The organism is bacterium, from assembly GCA_035307765.1.
In the GTDB taxonomy this organism is placed as follows: domain Bacteria; phylum Sysuimicrobiota; class Sysuimicrobiia; order Sysuimicrobiales; family Segetimicrobiaceae; genus Segetimicrobium.
On sequence record DATGHU010000036.1, the window covers coordinates 1 to 18673 of the forward strand.

Genomic DNA, 18673 nt, shown 5'->3' on the forward strand with positions numbered 1-18673 from the left:
CACCAACGGGAACGGCGGCGCGGGCGGCAACGGTGGCGCGGGCGGGAGTGACAACAAGGGCGGCGCTGGCGGGAACGGCATGGGCGGCGACGGCACCGGCGGGACCGGCAATGCCAATGGCGCCGGCGCCGCGGGAGTGGGCGGTGACGGTTACGGTGGCGAGGGCGGCGATGCGGGCACGGGCGGCGATGGCGGGAACGGTGGTGAGGGCGGGAGCCACAACGGCAACGGCACGGCGACGGGCAGCGGCGCCGCGGGGAGTGGCGGGAGCACCAACGGCAACGGCGGCGCGGGCGGCAACGGCGGCGCGGGTGGCAGCGGTAACGCGGGCGGCACGGGCGGGAACGGCATGGGTGGCAACTACGGCGGTGAGGAGTTTGGCGGCACCTCCTATGGCAACGATGGTGGTGATGCGGGGACGGGAGGCGACGGCGGCTGGGGCGGCAGTGGTGGGTACAACAATGGCAACGGCACCGCAAACGGCGCCGGGTCGACGGGTAAGGGCGGGAGCACCAACGGCAACGGCGGCGCGGGCGGCAACGGTGGCGCGGGCGGGAACAACAACACCGGCGGCACCGGCCACAGCTACGGTGGGGGCACGCTCGGCATCGGGGGCAACCTCAACGCGGGCACGGGCGGCGACGGCGGGAACGGCGGCAAGGGCGGCAGCGATAACGGCAACGGCACCGGGAACGGCGGTGGCTCGGGCACGGGCGGGAACAGCAACGGCAACGGCGGCACGGGCGGGAACGGCGGGAACGGCGGGAGCGGGAACGCGCCTGGCGGTGGTAACGGTGGAGGCGGCGGGAACGGCGGTGGTGGTGGCAGCACAAACGGCAACGGCACCGGGACCGGCGGTGGTGCCACGGGCTCGGGTGGAAGCGTCAACGGCAACGGCGGCAGCGGCGGTCCTGGCGGCACGGGCGGCAACAACAACCAGGGTGGCGGCGGCAACGGGGGGCAGGGCGGCAGCGGCGGTCACGGTGGTGGGAACAATCCGTAACGACCTGCGCAGCGGGCAATAGGCTGCCGGGAGAATGATACGGGGGTGGAGCGCAGCGGACCCACGGGGTCCCGGCGCTCCACCCCCTCTTGCGGTTGTTCCCGAAGGGCGTATTCCTCGGGGTCGGTTCGGACGGCGGGCGAAGGGGGATAAAATCCGGACTCGGAGCACGGCACGCCCTGAACGGCGTCCCCGATCTGCCCATCGCCCGCTTATCCGCCGATCGAATTAACCGCGCGCAGCAGGCATATCAAAGGTTGTTCAGCGGAAATCGACGATGAACGCTGTCAGCCCATCAGGGTCATGGCGTCGGGCGTGTTGATTGCCCCTCATTGTTTCTCACTGACGGTCGGCCCGCCTCGCGTTGCATCTGAAAGTCCAGGATCGCACCTTCGCTTCACTAGGTTTCAGAATTCGGGACCACGATGGAGCACTTGTTCTCCGGGAAGCTTGGGCGCCCATAACGCCCTCAGGGCTAGGGGGAGAGACCAACAATAGCGTTCCATCGCAGGAGACCCCGAGCTCTCAGACCCGCACGAGTACGTCGCCAGCTGGCAGGCCAAGCAGGTGGCCGAGGCCGAATGATGAGGGGGAAGTCTTTCGCATCTACTGGATCAATGCAGCGGCTTGACTCGATTCAGCAAGGCACCGTAAAGTAAGCGGGCAACGCCCATGACCCTCTACGCGACAACGATTTTTCTCAGCGCCTTTCTGCTGTTTCAGGTGCAGCCGCTGATCGCCAAGATCATCCTGCCCTGGTTCGGCGGGTCGGCCGCCGTGTGGAGCGCGGCCCTGATGTTCTTCCAGCTGTTGTTGCTCGGCGGGTACGCTTACGCTCACGGCCTGATTCGATACCTGAAGCCCCGGGCGCAGATGGCGGTGCACGTCATCCTGCTGGGAGTGAGCTGCGCCCTGCTGCCGATCCTCCCTTCCCCCGCCTGGAAACCGTCCGCGGCCGGTGATCCGACGTTCAGAATTTTGGGATTGCTTATGGCTACGGTCGGGCTGCCCTATTTCCTGCTCTCGACAACCAGCCCGCTGCTGCAAGCCTGGTATGTGCGTCGCTCGAGCCGGGCGCTGCCGTACCGTCTGTTCGCGCTCTCGAACTTCGGCTCGATGCTGGCGCTGGTGAGCTTTCCGTTTCTCTTTGAACCGCACCTCACGTCACGGCAACAGGCGTACGCGTGGAGTGGGGCGTACATCCTGTTCGTCCTGCTGTGTGCGACCGCGGCATGGATGGGCCGAGGGGAGGGCGCCGGCCCGGCCGAGACAGCGCGGGCTGCGCCGGCCACCCCGCCGTCTCTCGCGCAGCTTCTGCTCTGGGTGAGCCTCGCCGCATGCGCGTCCACTTTGCTGATTGCCGTGACCACCCACCTGACCCAGAACGTCGCGCCGATTCCGTTGCTTTGGGTGATTCCGCTGGCGCTCTATCTCGCGTCATTCATCCTCGCGTTTGAGAGCGACCGGGTGTATCGTCGCTGGATCTTTCTGCCGTGGCTCGCACCGATGCTCGCGCTGATGGGGTACCTGGTCTATTCGAGCTCGGGGAACGCCCCCATCATCTTGATGATTCCCGCGTTCGCCTTCGGGTTGTTCATCTGCTGCATGGTGTGCCACGGGGAACTGGCGCACCGCAAACCCGCCGTGCGCTACCTCACGTTGTTCTACCTGATGGTGTCGCTCGGCGGAGCGCTGGGCGGAGTGTTTGTCGCGCTGGTGGCGCCCCGTGTGTTCCACTCCTACCTCGAGCTGCCGATCGGTTTGGTCGCCTGTGCGGCACTCGCCGCCTTCGTGCTGTGGAATGTGAAGATGCCGAAAATCGGTGCGCGGCCGCTGCGCATCGCGCTCGTGATCGGGGTGGCCGTATTGGCCGGATATCTGGCGCGGGAGGAGTCACTGGGCGGCGATGGGTACCGCCTGATGGCGCGAAACTTCTACGGCGTGCTGCGGGTTCGCGATGATGCCCGCGGAGCCTTTCCCGCCCGGGTGTTGTTGCACGGCACGATCACGCACGGTGCCCAGCTGCTGGACGAGGGCCTGCGCTACAGGGCGACCACGTACTACGGCCCCGACTCCGGCGTCGGCCGCGCGCTGCGCGTGCTCCAGACGCGGGGGCCGATCCGGGTCGGCCTCATCGGCCTCGGCGCCGGCGTGCTCTCGACCTATGGTCGCCCCGGGGACGCCTACCGCATTTATGAGATCAATCCGCTGGTGGAGCGGATCGCGCAGACCGAGTTCACTTTCTACGCCCACTCGCCGGCCGACAAACGCATCCTGCTCGGCGACGCGCGCCTCGTGCTGGAGCGTCAGGATGCCCAACAGTTTGACCTAGTGGTCGTCGATGCGTTCTCCAGCGATGCCATCCCCGTTCACCTGTTGACGCACGAGGCGCTGGCGCTCTACTTTCGGCACCTCAGGCCGGACGGTGTCCTCGCTCTCCACGTGACGAATCGCTATCTGGACCTGGTGCCGGTGTGCGCACGCGGCGCCCGGGATTTCGGTAGGGCAGCGATGGTGGTGGAGGATCAGGGCGACGAGGCCGGGTACCTTTCTCCCTCCACGTACTGCCTGATCGCGCCCAATCCGGCGTGGTTTCAGAGCCGCAGCTTCGCGACGGCCGACATCATGCCCGCTGTGGCGCCGCCGGGCTTTCGCCCCTGGACCGACGACTACAGTAATATCGTGCAGATCCTGAGGGTGGGAGGGAACCCGCCGGCGGTCGCGCCGAGCGCGGGGTGGGGGATTGCTCCCGGTCGCGGCATCGGTCCCGTGGAACTGGGCGCCGATCTTCGTGAGGTGATGGCGTTTCTCGGACCGCCAATGCGTGTCAGCGCACTCCCCGACGGCAACCTCGTCCAGGAATGGTTTGCCCCACCCATGAACGTGGGGATCGGCGTGCGCGCCACCCGAGCCGGCAAAGTCTATAGGGTCTGGGTTCTCAACAACGCGAGATACACCATCAAAGAGCACCTTCACGCCGGTTCGACGGAGACCGAGGTGCGGGCGGCGTTGGGCAATCCCTCGAGGACGGTGATCGATTCGCACACGGCAACAAAGATCCTGAACTACGATGCCCTTGGCGAATGGTTCAGCATTCAACTCAATCCACGATACTCGTTCTATAACCGGGTGTTTGAAATCGGCATCCTGGCACCAAAATAGTCCCTCGCCTCCTCTCGCCCGCCCGCACCACCTCACCGCACCGGAATCCCGTCGTCCTCTCCCCAGTGCCGCGGTGATTCGACCCTCGGGGGAACGGTCTAATAACTCGGGCATTGGGCATAACAAAGAGGACAGACGCTTTGGGGGTTTACGCCCGGGTTGCCCAGTCGCGCCGACGAGTCGAGGGCCGGCAGGCTGACCTTGGGGACCAACGCATGAGAGTCGCCGCGCTGCGAGGGGGATTAGGCGCGTGCTGCGCCGCACTGGGTGGAGGGATGCTGGCGGTCCCTGCCGTCCTCGGCCCGCGGCTTGCCCATCCGTGGCTGGGGACGCTGCTGTTGATTGCCGGATCGGCGACGTTGGTCATCCGGCCTGCGATCGCGCGGCTCGGCATCGGCAAGGGGCGGGGTGCCACCGGCCCGGGCCGCCCCTCAGCGCCCCACATCATTGATGCGGCGATGAGGATTCTGCCGCAGGCGTTCGTCCTGCAGGACGGCGACAGCAAGGTTACGGTGTGGAACGCCGCGGCGGAGCGGCTTTTCGGCTGGAGCGCTCAGGACGTGGTCGGGCATCCGCTGCCGTTCGTCGTAGACGATCAGCCGGCTGCCCCCAATCCCTCCGGGGTGTCGGCTCACCTGATCACGAAGAGCGGCCTGCCGGTCGATGTCGCCGTCGCCGTCTCTCCGCTCGCCGATCCGCAGGGCCTGCCCGCCGGGCGGATGCTGTTGTTCGAAAATGCGGCGGAGCGCGTGCGGGCGCAGCGGGTGGAGCGGGTCCAGAACGGCCTGCGGGAGACGCTGAACGCGATGACCGCCTCCGCCGCTTCGCACACCGACATCTCCCAGCTTCTGGAGTGCGCGGTGGACCACGCACTCGAGGTGCTGGGGGTGGATCGGGGGGTCGCATGGCTCGACCAGGCCTGGGTGTTCCGCGGCTTCAGCGCCGAGGCGGAGGCCGCCCTCGCGCAAGCCGTTCGCCGGGGGGACGGGCACTCCGCGCCGATCGAGATCGAGGACCTGCAGGCCCCGCCTGAGGCGGGGAAGGCGAACGGGCTGGGGGGAATGGCGCCGTTCGGCGTCCGCGCCCTGCTCGTCGTGCCGGTCTCCGGACCCTCCGACGGGGGAGGAGGGCTGGCGTTGGCCTCCGCATCACCACACGCCTGGACCCCTGAAGAGATCGGCCTGGTCGAGGCGGTCGGCCGCCACCTGATGGACACCACGAAATCGCTGCGCGCGTTGAGCGACGCCAAGGAAGACCTCGAGCGTCAACGGAAGGGAATGGCCGTCAGCAAGCTCCTGAGCCATCCGGCTCCCCTGGCCCAGGTGGTGAAGATCATTGGTGAGGCCGCGCTGTCCCTGGGCGGTGCCGACCGGGCGGCCGTGTACCTCCGCAGTCCCGACGGCACCATCATCTGTCCGTGGTCGTACGGCCTCTCCGAGGGCTACATCGCGCAGGTCCTCCATTGCGCGCAAGCCATTGCGGCGGGGCGCATCATGGATGGGGCCAAGCCCGATCTGCTGGAGCTCTCCGGCCGAGGCATCGATCCCGCGGCGGTGCTCTACGGCGACGTCCAGGCGATGCCGTCCGGGATCGCGGTCCCGCCGGTGACCCGACTCGAAGGGTACCGGGCTCTGGCCAACTGGCCGCTGACGCACGAAGGGAGCCCGCTCGGGGTCGTCAGCTGCTACCACAACCACCCACGCACGTGGAGCGCGGCGGAGCAGGAGTTCTTTGGTTCGTTCTGCCAGGATGCGGCGCAGGCGGTGCACAGCGGCTACCTGCACGACGAGCAGGCGCAACGGGCCGCCGACCTGGAGGTGCTCTTCGACCTCAGCAAGCGTCTACGGGTGGCGCGCAGCCCCGAGGAGATCTATCCGATCCTCGTCGGCCACGCGATGGGCCTCCTCCACGCCGATAAGGGCGTGCTGAACCTCCTCGAACCGAAACTGCAGGCGTTCAACTGCGTCTACGCGGTGGGACTGCCCTCCGAAGTACGAGACGAGGCCTTCCCCACGTCCGGCAGCGCGTTCGGCCGCGTGGTCGAGACCGGGACGACCTACCGCACTGCCAACTTCGGCGGCGAGCCCCTCCCCATCTGGATGAATGGATATCGCTCGATCGGCCCGGCGGTGATCGTGCCGCTGCGCTCCGAGAGCGACATCATCGGAACGCTCGGCCTGGGCCGGAAGCGCGGATCCGACACGCACTTGTTCGCCGACTCCGAAGTGCGGCTGCTCGAGGGCATCGCGGAGATCGGTGGGACCGCCGTTCGCCGTGCGCGGCTCTTCCAGAACCTCGAGAAGTCCTACATGCAGATGGTCATCAGCCTGGCGCGGACGATGGACGCGCGGGACCACTATACATCGGGGCACAGTGAGCGGATCGCGGTGTGGGCGGAAGCGGTCGCCCGCGCGCTCGAGTGCGACGATCCGGACGTGCAGGACATTCGCTGGGGAGCGCTGCTGCACGATATCGGCAAGATCGGCGTGCCCGACGAGATTCTGCGGAAGCCCAGCCGGCTCACCGAGGAGGAGTGGGCGGTGATGCGCAGGCATCCGGAGATCGGGGAGGAGATCCTCGCCTCAACCGAACGGATGCGGGGGGTGGCGAAGATCGTCCGCCACCATCAGGAGAAGTGGAATGGGACCGGGTATCCCGACGGGTTGCGGGAAGACGAGATTCCACTCGGCGCGCGCATCCTCGCGGTCGTCGACGCGTACAGCGCGATCACCGACGACCGACCCTACAAGAAGGCACGTACCCACGAGGATGCGGTCTCCGAGTTGCGGCGCTGCGCGGGGGTGCAGTTTGACACCCGGGTGGTGGATGTGTTCTGCCAGGTGGTGGAGCGCGACCGGGCGAGGGCGGGCCGGCCTCACTAGCGCCCGCGTGAGGTGAGCCCGGGAATGCGCGATCGTCCCGCGACGCGCACAGAACCCGCCGGGTGGCGACGTTCCCTGACCCGTTCTCAGATATTCACCGACCGCACGCGGTTCGCAGGGGGGGGATGATCTCGCCCCGAAATCTCCTTCCGGGCGCGTCGGGGGAGGCGAATGGTGGAGCAGCCGGCTGCCGTGATCCTGGCCGCGGGCCGGAGCACGCGGATGAAATCGGGTTCCCCCAAGGTCCTCCATCTCCTGAGCGGGCGCCCGATGATCTCCTACATCGTGGAGGCGCTCCGCCGCGCCGGGGTTCGCCGTCCGCTGCTCGTCGTGGGGACGGACGCCGCCGCGATCCGCGGGGCGTTGGGCTCTCGCGTCGACTACGTCGTGCAGGCCCGCCCTCTCGGCACCGGGCACGCCGTGTCGGCCGCCCTCCCTCGCCTGCGGGGGCGGGCAGTTGCCTTTGTGGTGAACGCGGACATGCCGTTCGTCCAGGCGGCGACCTTTCGCGCACTGCGGGCGGCGGTCCGGTCGCTCGTCATCGCGTCGTTGGCCACCGGGGTGGCGGAGAGCGACCTTCGCTTCGGCCGGATCGTCCGCGGGGCCGATCGGCGCCTGCTGCGGATCGTAGAGGACAGGGACGCCAGCCCCGAGGAGCGCGCGATTCGGGAGGTCAACGCCGGCGTCTACTGCTTTCGCCTCCCCGAACTCCGGTGGGCGCTGCGGCGGATTCGCCCGAACAACCGGCAGGGAGAGTACTACCTCACCGATGCGGTGACGCTGCTGGCCGGCGAAGGGGGGGGAGTGGCGACCGTCCCCGTGGGCGATCCGGCGGAGCTGCGCGGGGTCAACACCCGCGCAGAGCTGGCCGAAGCGGAGCGGACGATGCGTCGTCGAATCCTCTCGCGCGTCATGGAGTCGGGGGTGACCGTGACCGACCCGGCGACAACCTTCATCGAGGATGCGGTCCGGATCGGGCCGGACACGATCGTGCATCCCTACACGATGCTCAGCGGTCGCACCATCGTGGGGGATCATGCGGTGATTGGACCGGGGGCCCGCATTCACGACTCCGTCGTCGGTCGGCGTGCTTGCGTGCGCGACTCCTCGCTGGAGGGGGCGCGGATTGGGGACGGCACGATCGTCGGCCCCTACGCCCACCTCCGCCCCGGAACAGTGGTCGGTCGGTACGTCGAGATCGGCAACTACGCCGAGATGAAACAGGTGCGGGTGGGCGACCGGACGAAGGTTCATCACAAGAGCTACCTGGGGGACGCCTGGATCGGGGCGGACGTCAACATCGGGGCCGGCACGATCACCTGCAACTACGGGCTGGACCACCGCAAGCACCGGACGACGATCGGGGACGGCGCGTACATCGGCAGCGACTCGATGCTGGTCGCGCCGGTGCGGATCGGGCGGGGGGCGATCACGGGCGCGGGTGCGGTGGTGACCAAGAATGTGCCGCCCCGCGGCGTTGCCGTTGGGGTGCCGGCCCGCGTGATCCGGCTGCTCGGCGCCAGGCGGTAGGAGGAGAGACGAATGGCGGGCGCAGGGATCCGGGTCTTCAGCGGGACCAGCAACCCGGATCTGGCCGGGGGCATCGCCGCCTACCTCGACGTTCGTTTGGGGGCGATCGCCGTCTTCCGCTACGCCGACGGCGAGATCGGCGTGCGGATCGAGGAGAGCGTCCGGGGTGAGGATGTCTTCATCGTCCAGCCGACCTGCCCGCCGGCGAGCGAGACGTTGATGGAGCTCCTGGTCATTATCGACGCGGCCCGTCGTGCCAGCGCCGCCCGGATCACGGCCGTGATCCCGTATTTCGGCTATGCCCGCCAGGACCGCAAGATGAAGCCCCGAGAGCCGATCTCAGCGAAGTTGGTCGCCAATCTCGTGACGACGGCGGGGGCGAACCGGGTCCTCACGCTCGATTTGCATGCCGGACAGTTATGGGGGTTCTTCGATATCCCGCTCGACCATCTGCCGTGCCGGATGATCCTGGGCGACTACTTCCGCGGGCTCGCCCTCGACAACGTGGTCGTGGTGTCTCCCGACATCGGCGGGGTGAAGCGGGCCCGCGAGTTCGCCGAGTACCTCAGGGCGCCGCTGGCGATCATCGACAAGCGGCGCGATCGGCCGAATCAGGTCGCCGAGGTGGTCCACGTGATCGGCAAGGTGTACCGGCGCACGGCGATCCTCGTGGACGACATCATCGATACGGGGGGGACCCTGGCGATGGGGGCGGAGGCGCTCGTGCGCCGCGGGGTACGCGAGGTTTACGCCTGCTGCACCCACGCGATTCTCTCTCCCCCGGCGATCACCCGGATTCAGCGGTCGCCGATCCGGCAGTTGGTGGTCACGGACAGCATGCCGGTGTCGACGGAGAAACGGACCGAGAAGATCACCGTGATTTCGGTCGCCGGCCTCTTGGGCGAGGCGATCCGCCGGATCCACGCCGACCAATCGGTGAGCGAACTCTTCGCGCAGCCGCCCCGGGTGATGCAGCCGGCGGCCGAGGGGGAGTGAGCCGGCAGGCCGGCCCCGCCCCGCATGGTCATGTCCCGGTTCGCCCTGGTCGCCGCGATCGGGCTGGTGCTCGCCTCTGCGGTGACGCCGCTGGTCCAGCGGGTGGCGATCCGATTCCAGATCCTCGCCCGCCCCGGCGGGCGCCACATCCACCGGACGCCGGTCCCCCGCCTGGGGGGCATCGCCGTCTACCTGGCGTTTATGGTCGCCGTGGTCCTCAGCGGGCCCCTGGAGCAGGTCCTTCACATCGGGATCGGGTCGCGCCCCGCGGCCGCGATGCCGTACGTGCTGATCTTCGATCGTCCCGTCCTGGGGCTGCTCTTGGGCGCGACGGTGATCACCGTGCTCGGCATCATCGATGATACCCGGGGCATCTCGCCGTTCGCAAAGTTGGGGGGCCAGGTCATCGCGGCGCTCGTCCCCCTGCCGTTTGGGATCGGGATGGACGTGTTGACCAACCCGATGGGGGGAATGGTGTTCCTCGGTCCCTTCGGCCTCGTGATCACCGTTGTCTGGCTGGTCGCGCTGGCCAACGTCATGAACCTGATCGACGGCATCGACGGGCTGGCCGCGGGCATCGCCACGATCGCCGCCGGGACGGTGCTGATCGCTTCCTACCAACGCGGGGATGTGGCGACGGCGATCCTGGCGGCGGCGCTGATCGGGGCGACCCTCGGATTCCTTCCGTATAACTACAACCCGGCGCGGATTTTTTTGGGCGACACCGGGTCGATGCTGCTGGGATACCTGTTGGGGGGCCTCTCCGTCCTCGGGGCGTTCAAGAGCTACACCGCGCTCTCGCTGCTCGTTCCGCTCGCCGCGCTGGGTGTCCCGGTACTCGACACGGCGCTGGCCATCATGCGCAGGTGGCGCACCCGCCGGCCGATCTTTCAGGCGGACACCGAACACCTCCACCACCGGCTGCTGCAGCGAGGATTGAGCCAGCGGCAGACCACGGTCGTGCTGTATCTGGTCACCGCGATTCTCGGGGTGGGGGCGCTGCTGGCGAGCGGCATCCATCGGATTTCGCTGGTCGCCGTCCTCGCCCTGCTGATGGCGGCGTTGGCCTTCGGTGCCCGCAGGACGGGGCTGCTGGCCTCCCCGCGGCCGGCGCCGGCCGACGGGCGTCACGACTTTCCGAAGTGACGGCCCGACGCCCGCGGACGGTGATGGTCGTGTTTGGGACACGGCCCGACGCCGTCAAGATGGCCCCGGTGGTCAAAGCCCTCCGCGCCCGCCCCACCGAGTTTGTCCCGGTTATTGTCGTCACGGCGCAGCACCGGGAGATGCTCGACCAGGTGCTGACCCTCTTCGCAATCGTCCCCGACCACGACCTCGGGATCATGACCGGGCGGCAGTCGCTGGCCGACATCACCCGCCGGACGCTCGATGGGCTGTCGGCGCTCCTCCCGCGGATCGCCCCCGATCTCGTCTTGGTGCAGGGGGATGCCGCTCCCAGTTTCGTCGGGGCCCTCGCGGCGTTCTACCAGCAGATCCCGGTCGGCCACGTCGAGGCGGGGCTGCGCACCGCCGACAAGTATCAGCCGTTCCCCGAAGAGATGTACCGGCGGATGACGACGGTGCTGGCGGACCTTCACTTCGCCCCCACCCGCGCCGCCCGGGACAACCTGCAGAGGGAGGGCGTGCCCGCCGGTCGCATCCTGGTGACGGGGAACACGGTGATCGACGCGCTGGTGGATGTCGCCCGCCGGAACGACCCGCCGGCAGACCCGCGGCTGGATGCGGTGCTGCGCCGGCCGGGGCGCCGGATCGTCCTGCTGACCTCGCACCGTCGGGAGAACTGGGGGGAGCCACAACGGCGGATCTTCGGCGCCGTGCGCGATCTGCTCGATCGGTTTCCCGATCTCGATCTGGTCTTTCCCGTCCATCCGAACCCGGTCGTCAGCGAGCCCGCGCACGAGATCCTCGGCCGCCACCCCCGGGCGCACCTGTGCGCGCCGGTGGATTATGCGACCAACGTGGCGTGCATGAAGGCGGCGACCTTGATCCTCACCGATTCGGGGGGAATCCAGGAAGAGGCGCCGGCCTTGGGCCGGCCCGTGCTGGTGCTTCGCGAGACGACCGAGCGCCCGGAGGGGATTGCCGCCGGCACCGCACGCCTCGTGGGGACCGCCGGGTCCCGCATCCTCCGGGAGGCGGTTCGGTTGCTCACCGACCGCACCGCCTATGCGCGGATGAGCCGGGCGCGGAATCCCTACGGGGACGGGCAGGCCGCACGGCGGATCGTGGGCGGGCTGCGTCACCACTTCGGATTCACGCGGAACCCCCCGGTGGAGTTCGCCGTAGGGGGGAGCAGGGGCCCCTCCCGCCCGCCGCGCCGGCGGAGGGCATAACCCGGGGGCGAGACGGGTACACTAGAATGAGGAGGGTGTGGCCGCGGCCCCGTGTTTGACACCGGCTTGAGGACGCAGATATAATTGGCTCTCGGAGAAGGGTGGTGGCCCATGAACGGCAACAGACGGGCCTTCGGGACCGCGCTGGTAGTGGCCGCACTCATCATCATATCGTTGCATCCGGCCAGCGCACAGCAGTCGACGGTTCTTGTTCGCGTTGTCATTTCCGGTGAAGTACTTCCGCTCCAGCTGGCCAAGATCGGGCAGGCCGTGAAGCAGGGGGATCCGCTGGTCTTCCTCCGGGGCACCAGTTCCGGGGCGGCGGTTCCGGCGGCGGTGGCGTCCATCGACGGCAGGGTGGTGCAGGTGATGGTGCGGCCGGGAGACCACGTCAACATCGGCGACGTTGTGGCTGTGATCCAGCCCCAGTGAGGGTCCTCGGACCGGGAGGGCGGGGGGGATTCGTCCCCCTCTTCCTTTTTATAGGAGGGTTCCGCCCGCGGCGGGGGAGGGTGGGGATGGTGCGAAGCGTGGTGGGCGGGCTGGCGGCCCTGGCGATCGCCCTGGGGGGGATGGCGCCCGCCGGACGCGCCGCGTCGCCTAATGCGCCGCCAACGCTCCCCTTGAGCGAGGTTCACCCCGGCATGACCGGCTACGGGCTCACCGTCGTCCGCGGGACCACGATCGATCGGTTTCGGGTGCAGATCTTGGGGACTCTCCGTGGCGGCGGGCCGACCAGCGATCTGATCCTCTTCCGGGCCGGCGGCCCGGTGATCGACCGGGCGGGGGGGACCGCGGAGGGCATGAGCGGGAGCCCCATCTTTGTCGACGGCAAGATGATCGGGGCGCTGAGCTACGGCTATCATTTCCCCGGCCGCGACGCGGACCTCAGCCTGGCCACGCCGATCGATGAAATGCTGAAAATCTTTTCCCCCGCCCACGCCGACGCGGCCCCGTTCCCGCGCGTCTACGATGCGGACGCGCCGATCTCCACGCCCGCCGGAGCGATCGCGCGTGTGTTCCTGATGCGTTCCACGCGGGATGCGGCGGGGTACAACCGGCACCCGCTGCCGCAGACGGTCGCCGTCGCGCCGACCGCGGTCCCGTTGTTCGTGGCCGGGGTCTCGCCCATGGCCTTCACCATGCTCTCCCGCGTGCTCGGTCGGTATAACGTGGTGCCGATGCAGGGGTACGGTGGGACCAAGGTGTTCACCCCGCCGCCGATCGAGCCGGGGAGTTCGATGGGCATCGAATTGGTCCGCGGCGACGTCGAGATGGGCGCGATTGGCACGGTGACGTACCGCCGGGGAAACCAGATCCTCGCCTTCGGGCACCCGCTGCTCAACGCCGGGCAGACGGCGATTCCGATCACCGCCGCCTGGATCAACACCGTCGTGCGGTCGATCGAGTTCCCGTTCAAGGAGGGTAGCATCGGCCCGCTCGTGGGCCTGGCGACCCAGGATCGGTCGAATGGGGTGGGGGGGGTGATCGGGCAGTTTCCCCAGATGTTTGGAGTCCGCGTGCGGGTTCGGAACGCCGAGGCGGGGCCCGTGCGCGAGTCGGACGCCCAGGTCGTCCGCCGGGCCGACCTGGCCGAATCGCTCGTCCCGCTGGTCGCGCTGAGCGCCGTGCAGCGGTCGATGGACCAGGTCTCCGGGGGATCCGCGTCGATCCGCATCGCCCTCCGGTCGCGGGGGATCCCGGACGAGATCGTGCGCGAGGACCTCGCCTACGACACCGCGGATATCGCGACCGCCGCGGTGCTGAGCGTGCCGGATGCGACCCAACTGCTCTTCGGCAACTTCTTCAAGACGCTGAATCCGGTCGACATGACCATCGACATCATCGTCAGCCCCCGCCCGAACACCGCGCTGCTGGTGAGCGCCCGCCCGCAGGTCCGCAACGTGACCCCCGGGCAGCGGGTGCGGGTGGACATCGGGCTCTGGCCGCACGGCGGCACCCATCAGATCGATCGGACCACGGAGTTCACGGTCCCCACCGACTTTCCATCCGGACCGGCCTTCCTGCTCGTCGGCACCGCCGGCTCGCTGAACGATCCAACCCCGACCCAGCAGAAGTTTCAGCTCTTGAATTCCCTGCTGGGAACCCCGTCGGGGAACGCCGCGTCCCTCGACGAAGCCGTGTCGCAGTTCGAAGACTTCGGCAAGAACACCGAGGTGCTGGTGGACCTGGTGCCGGCCCCCGTGCTCGAGGCCCTGGGGGGCAATGCCAATCCTTCATTTGAGTCGACCGCCACGGCCTCGCTGCCGACCGATTGGGTCGTGCTGGGGAGATTTCAAATCCCGATGGTGGTAAAGTAGCCCCAGGGGTGATACTCCGGCGCGCCGGGCATGGTCCGGACGGGGCATCCGGCGCGGCGATGTTAGACAGGCGGAGGGCGTAATGGGCAACGCCAGTCGTGTGGCACGGTGGGTGGGGGCGGGGGTGGCGGCGGCGTTGCTCCTGACTCCCCCGCTCGGAGCCGCTGCCCGCTTCATCCCGGTATCGCAGCTCCATGCCGGGATGACCGGGGTGGGGAAGACCGTCGTCATCGGGACGACGATCTCGGAGTTTCCTGTGAAGATCCTGGGGGTCCTCCGCAACGCCGGCCCGGCGGGAGATCTGGTCTTGTTTCGCGCCTCCGGTCCGGTGATCGAGGCGGCGGGCGGGCTGGCCTCCGGCATGAGCGGCAGCCCGATCTACATCGGCGGGCGGCTGGCGGGTGCGTTCAGCTTCGCGTTTCAGTTTGCCGATCCGAGGATCGGATTGTTCACCCCGATCGAGGATATGCTGCGGGCGATCCCCGGAAGGGCGAAGATCTCCAGGTCCGGCGAGTACGCGGTGCCCCCGTTTGCGCTCGGCGGGCGTACGATCCGCCGCATCGCGTTCGAATCATTCCCCCGGCCTCACATGACCGCCGCGGATACCGCGATCGCCGTCCCCGCGGCGACGCCGTTGTTTGTGTCGGGCCTCCGTCCGGACGACGCCGCGGAGATGGGTCAGGCGCTTCGGCCGATGGGCCTGCTGCCGATTACGGGGGCCGGGATGACGGATCTGCCCGCGACGATCCCGCTCGAGCCGGGGAGCGCCATCGGGGTGGCGGTGATGCGGGGAGATCTGGCCGCCTACGCCATCGGCACGTTGACCTACCGAGACGGGAACCGCTTTGTCGCCTTCGGGCACCCGTTCACGGAACTCGGACACACCGATTTCCTGCTGACCAACGCCACGATCCTGCAAACGGTGCGCGCGCAGGATCACAATCTCAAGGTGGGCGTCGCGGGCGTGCCGGTCGGCACGATCTCCGAGGATCGCCCCGCCGCCGTCGGGGGGACCCTCGGGGTGTTGCCCCGGATGTTTGGGGTGCGGGTCGCGGTCCACGACACCGACAGCGGGACCACCCAGCACTTCGGATTTCAGGTGGTCGCGAACAAAGATCTGGCGCCGATCCTGGTCGACCTCGGGACGCGCAGCGCGGTGGAGCGCGCGCTCAATCGATCCGGCGGGGGAACCGCGCAGGTGCGCATCATCCTGCGCGGACGGATGTTGCCGCGACCGGTGGAGCGGGCAAACAACTTCTACAGTGGGAGCGACGTCGCCATCCGGGCACTGAGCGAGGTGCCCCAAGCCCTGCATCTGCTCTTCGAAAACGATTTCGCTGACCTCGGGCCGAGCGACATGGACATCGACGTCACGGTCACCGACGCGCGGCAGACCGGGACGCTCACGGGGGCGGAGATGCCGAAGGGGCCGATCGCTCCCGGGAGCACCCTGCACGTGCTGGTGACCGTACGCCCGTTCCGCGAGGCCCCGGTGGTCCGGGACATCGAGCTCCTCGTCCCGGAGGATTTTCCGGAGGGGAGCGCGATGCTCACCGTCCGCGGCGGCGGTCCCGCGCTTCCCGCCCCGGCGGCGGCCGCGGGGCCGGTCGGGGCGGGCCTCGATCTCGGGACGATGAAGAATCTCACCGATGAGATCGCCGGCTTCGAGAGCGGCGAGAGAAACACCGACGTGGTCGTTGACCTGGTCAGCGGCGCGCTCCGCACCCCCGCCCCCGGGGTCGGGACGAAGCCTCCTCAGGCGGAGACGCGCTGGACGACGTCCTGGGTCCTGAACGGGCGGTTCCAAACCTCCATCGTGATCGGCGGAGGTTCGCGCTGACCACCCCGCGGCCGGGTGCGGCCCGGCGTCCCCCCCGGTGGCCGGGGGCAACGGTGTGGGTCGCGCTCGCCCTCGCCGTGGCGGTGATCGCGGGCGCGCTGGTCAGCCGCTATTTCATCGGGGGGTGGTTCGCCGAGGATATCCGCGGCGTCGTGGCGCACCAGCTCGAGGCGAGCCTCGGTCGCCCCGTTTCGCTCAGCGGCGTGAGCGGCGATGTGATCCACGGGGTTGTTCTTCACAACCTGCGCATCGCGGAGCGCGGCGGATTCGATCGCGGGGTGGCGTTCTCCGCCGCCGAGGTCCGCCTCACGTTCAACTGGGAGCGACTCCTGGCCCTCCACCCGGACGTCGTCGGCGGGATCGCCCGGGCCGAGCTCGATCAGCCGCACCTGGCTCTCTCCAGGGACGCGGCGGGGCGCTGGAGCGTCGCCGACCTGATCAGCCCCAAGGGGGCCTCGGGGCCGGTGCGCTTCCGGGGGTTGATCGTGATCAGGCGCGGCGGGCTCGTGTTCCGCGACGCCTGGGACCTGCCGGCAGCGCCGTTTGCGGCCACCTTCACCCGCCTGGAGGGGCAGGCGGACTTCAGGCGCGGCGATCCCGTCCCGCTGGCGCTGACGGGATGGAGCACGGAGGGGGAGGGGCTGTCCCTCGCCGGTCGATACCATCCCGGGGGAACCACCGAGTTCGACATCACCGCGACCAACGCGTCCGCCGCCCATTGGGGGGCGTACCTCGTCCGGATTCGCCAGCTGGCCTGGGAGGGGGGCCGCTTCGGCGGCCGCGCCCATCTGTCGCTGACCCCGTCCGCAACGGGCATCCAGCTGGACTACGCGGCCAACCTCCAGATGCACGACACCGCCATTCAGTACCGCCCGACGCGGCTGGAGTTTCAACACATCTCCGGGCCGCTCACGGTCGACGGCCTGCACGTGGAAACGTCCGGCTTGGTGCTCGTGGCCGGCACCTCGCCGATGGTCGTGGATGGGGCGATGGTCTACGCCGGCGGCCCGTGGCTGCAACTCGGGATCAAAACCCCCGCCCTCGATCTGGCCACGGTCCAAGCCCTGTTCTTTCCGAACGCGCCCCTCACCCTGTCCGGGAAGGCCGGGGGCGAGATTCGCGTGACCGGTCCCGTGGGCGCGCTGGATCTCGATGCGGAGATCGCCGGGGCGCAGGGCCGGATCAACGGGCAGCCGTTCGACGGGCTCCATGCGCGGCTGCAGTACGGGGCCGGCATCTTGAGCCTGACCGGGCTGCGGACGGACGCGGCCGGCGGCCGCCTCGCCGGTGATCTGGTGCTGGACGCGGGGCCCGGGACGGCCTCGTACCTGTTTAACGGGACGACCAGCGACGTGGACGTGCGCGCTCTGGCCTCCGCGGGACTCTCCGGCCTTACCGCCGTGACGGGGCGGGTCTCGGGCCGGGTGGTCGGGGTGGGCACCGGGACTCACGTCCAGGTGATGGGCGACGTGAGGATGGGGTCGGGATCGATGCACGGGCTGGGATTCGACGGGCTGCACGCGATCTTCTGGCACGACGCCGATGGGTCCGTGAACTTGGATGCCCTCACCGGCCGAATCGATGGAGCGACGGTGTACTCCTCCGGGCGGATCGGGGCCGATGGGGCGCTCGACCTTGACGTGCTGGCGCAACACCTCTCGCTGGCGGACATCGCGGGGCGGACGGGGCTGCGGGCGGTCCCGCTCGACGGCTTTGCCGACCTAGAGGGGCACGCGACGGGAACCACGGCCGCGCCGGTCTTCTCGGGGACCGTCACCGCCACGGACGGCCGCCTCGGACCGGTCGCCTTCGCCCACGCGGTCGGGGACGTCACCGTGAGTTCCCGCGGCATCAGCTCGCGCCGGCTGGACGTGCAGGACGGCCCGGCCGTGTACACGATGAGCGGCGGGATCACCTTCCGCCCGCTCGCCGCGGACGACCTGCGCCTCGAGGCGACCGGCGTCGAGGCGCAGTGGCTGACCAACGCCCTGGCCTTTGCCCCGGACATCACCGGCGCGCTCGCCGCAGACGTGACCGTCAACGGCCCGCTCGCCCGTCCCTCCGTGACCGGACAGGTCACCCTCGACCGCGGCCGCGTCGGCCGGCAGCGGATCGACCACGCGGAAGTCCACCTGGCCCCCGACGCGGGGCGGCTCCGCATCGCTGCGGCCTCGGCTCGGGTGAACGGATCCCACCTGGCCGCGTCCGGGACGATCGACCCCGCGGGGCCCCTCGACCTGCGCATCCGGGTGGACGGCCTCCGACTGGCGGAGGTCAACGCCACGCTCGGCCTCGCGCTGCCCATCGGGGGGATACTGTCGCTCGATGGAACGTTGGGGGGGACCCTCTCCGACCCCCGCGTGTCTGGGACCGTCACCGCTCCCGACCTGGTCGTGGGGGGGCAGGCCTTCGTCGCTTCGGGGGGGCTCGAATATGGAGGGGGCACGCTTCGCCTGAACGCACTCCAACTCGCCCAGGGCGCCGCGCGGTACCAGCTCTCCGGGGTGCTCCGGGTCGGCCAGCATCCGTCGGCGGGCCTCGTGCTCGCCGTGGACCACGGGCAGGTCGCCACCGTTCTCTCCGCT

At 69.2% G+C, this 18673-nt stretch carries 11 protein-coding genes; all 11 read left to right on the forward strand.

The window, feature by feature from the left end:
• Positions 1 to 1003: hypothetical protein (locus VKV57_12920; protein HLW60810.1), on the forward strand; the 1003-nt coding region annotated here is incomplete at its 5' end.
• Positions 1004 to 1675: 672 nt separating this feature from the next.
• Complete coding sequence (locus VKV57_12925) at positions 1676 to 4165, forward strand: fused MFS/spermidine synthase (GenBank protein HLW60811.1); 2490 nt, start codon at positions 1676 to 1678, stop codon at positions 4163 to 4165.
• Between the two features lie 275 nt (positions 4166 to 4440).
• Positions 4441 to 7047, forward strand: coding sequence for an HD domain-containing phosphohydrolase (locus VKV57_12930; GenBank protein ID HLW60812.1), 2607 nt, complete (start codon positions 4441 to 4443; stop codon positions 7045 to 7047).
• 171 nt (positions 7048 to 7218) lie between these two features.
• The gene (gene glmU, locus VKV57_12935) at positions 7219 to 8577 is read left to right on the forward strand and encodes a bifunctional UDP-N-acetylglucosamine diphosphorylase/glucosamine-1-phosphate N-acetyltransferase GlmU (GenBank protein ID HLW60813.1); all 1359 of its coding nucleotides are present in this window, start codon (positions 7219 to 7221) and stop codon (positions 8575 to 8577) included.
• Positions 8578 to 8589: 12 nt separating this feature from the next.
• On the forward strand, positions 8590 to 9573 hold the full coding sequence (locus VKV57_12940; protein ID HLW60814.1) for a ribose-phosphate pyrophosphokinase: 984 nt from the start codon (positions 8590 to 8592) through the stop codon (positions 9571 to 9573).
• A gap of 30 nt (positions 9574 to 9603) precedes the next feature.
• Complete coding sequence (locus VKV57_12945) at positions 9604 to 10719, forward strand: MraY family glycosyltransferase (GenBank protein ID HLW60815.1); 1116 nt, start codon at positions 9604 to 9606, stop codon at positions 10717 to 10719.
• Between the two features lie 23 nt (positions 10720 to 10742).
• On the forward strand, positions 10743 to 11927 hold the full coding sequence (wecB, locus tag VKV57_12950; GenBank protein HLW60816.1) for a UDP-N-acetylglucosamine 2-epimerase (non-hydrolyzing): 1185 nt from the start codon (positions 10743 to 10745) through the stop codon (positions 11925 to 11927).
• A 111-nt stretch (positions 11928 to 12038) separates the two neighbouring features.
• Positions 12039 to 12359: a biotin/lipoyl-binding protein gene (locus VKV57_12955; protein ID HLW60817.1), complete on the forward strand. Its 321-nt coding sequence runs from the start codon at positions 12039 to 12041 to the stop codon at positions 12357 to 12359.
• A gap of 86 nt (positions 12360 to 12445) precedes the next feature.
• The gene (locus tag VKV57_12960) at positions 12446 to 14248 is read left to right on the forward strand and encodes a SpoIVB peptidase S55 domain-containing protein (protein HLW60818.1); all 1803 of its coding nucleotides are present in this window, start codon (positions 12446 to 12448) and stop codon (positions 14246 to 14248) included.
• An 82-nt stretch (positions 14249 to 14330) separates the two neighbouring features.
• Entirely contained in the window at positions 14331 to 16088 is a 1758-nt protein-coding gene (locus tag VKV57_12965; protein ID HLW60819.1) for a SpoIVB peptidase S55 domain-containing protein, read from the forward strand.
• Between the two features lie 53 nt (positions 16089 to 16141).
• The coding region (locus VKV57_12970; protein HLW60820.1) for a hypothetical protein at positions 16142 to 18673 on the forward strand (2532 nt) is incomplete at its 3' end.

Excerpts from the sequence above, each read along its gene's own strand:
- VKV57_12925 (HLW60811.1), top strand. The coding sequence starts at position 1,676 with ATGACCCTCTACGCGACAACGATTTTTCTCAGCGCCTTTCTGCTGTTT.
- VKV57_12930 (HLW60812.1), top strand. The coding sequence starts at position 4,441 with ATGCTGGCGGTCCCTGCCGTCCTCGGCCCGCGGCTTGCCCATCCGTGG.
- glmU (HLW60813.1), top strand. The coding sequence starts at position 7,219 with ATGGTGGAGCAGCCGGCTGCCGTGATCCTGGCCGCGGGCCGGAGCACG.
- VKV57_12940 (HLW60814.1), top strand. The coding sequence starts at position 8,590 with ATGGCGGGCGCAGGGATCCGGGTCTTCAGCGGGACCAGCAACCCGGAT.
- VKV57_12945 (HLW60815.1), top strand. The coding sequence starts at position 9,604 with ATGTCCCGGTTCGCCCTGGTCGCCGCGATCGGGCTGGTGCTCGCCTCT.
- wecB (HLW60816.1), top strand. The coding sequence starts at position 10,743 with ATGGTCGTGTTTGGGACACGGCCCGACGCCGTCAAGATGGCCCCGGTG.
- VKV57_12955 (HLW60817.1), top strand. The coding sequence starts at position 12,039 with ATGAACGGCAACAGACGGGCCTTCGGGACCGCGCTGGTAGTGGCCGCA.
- VKV57_12960 (HLW60818.1), top strand. The coding sequence starts at position 12,446 with ATGGTGCGAAGCGTGGTGGGCGGGCTGGCGGCCCTGGCGATCGCCCTG.
- VKV57_12965 (HLW60819.1), top strand. The coding sequence starts at position 14,331 with ATGGGCAACGCCAGTCGTGTGGCACGGTGGGTGGGGGCGGGGGTGGCG.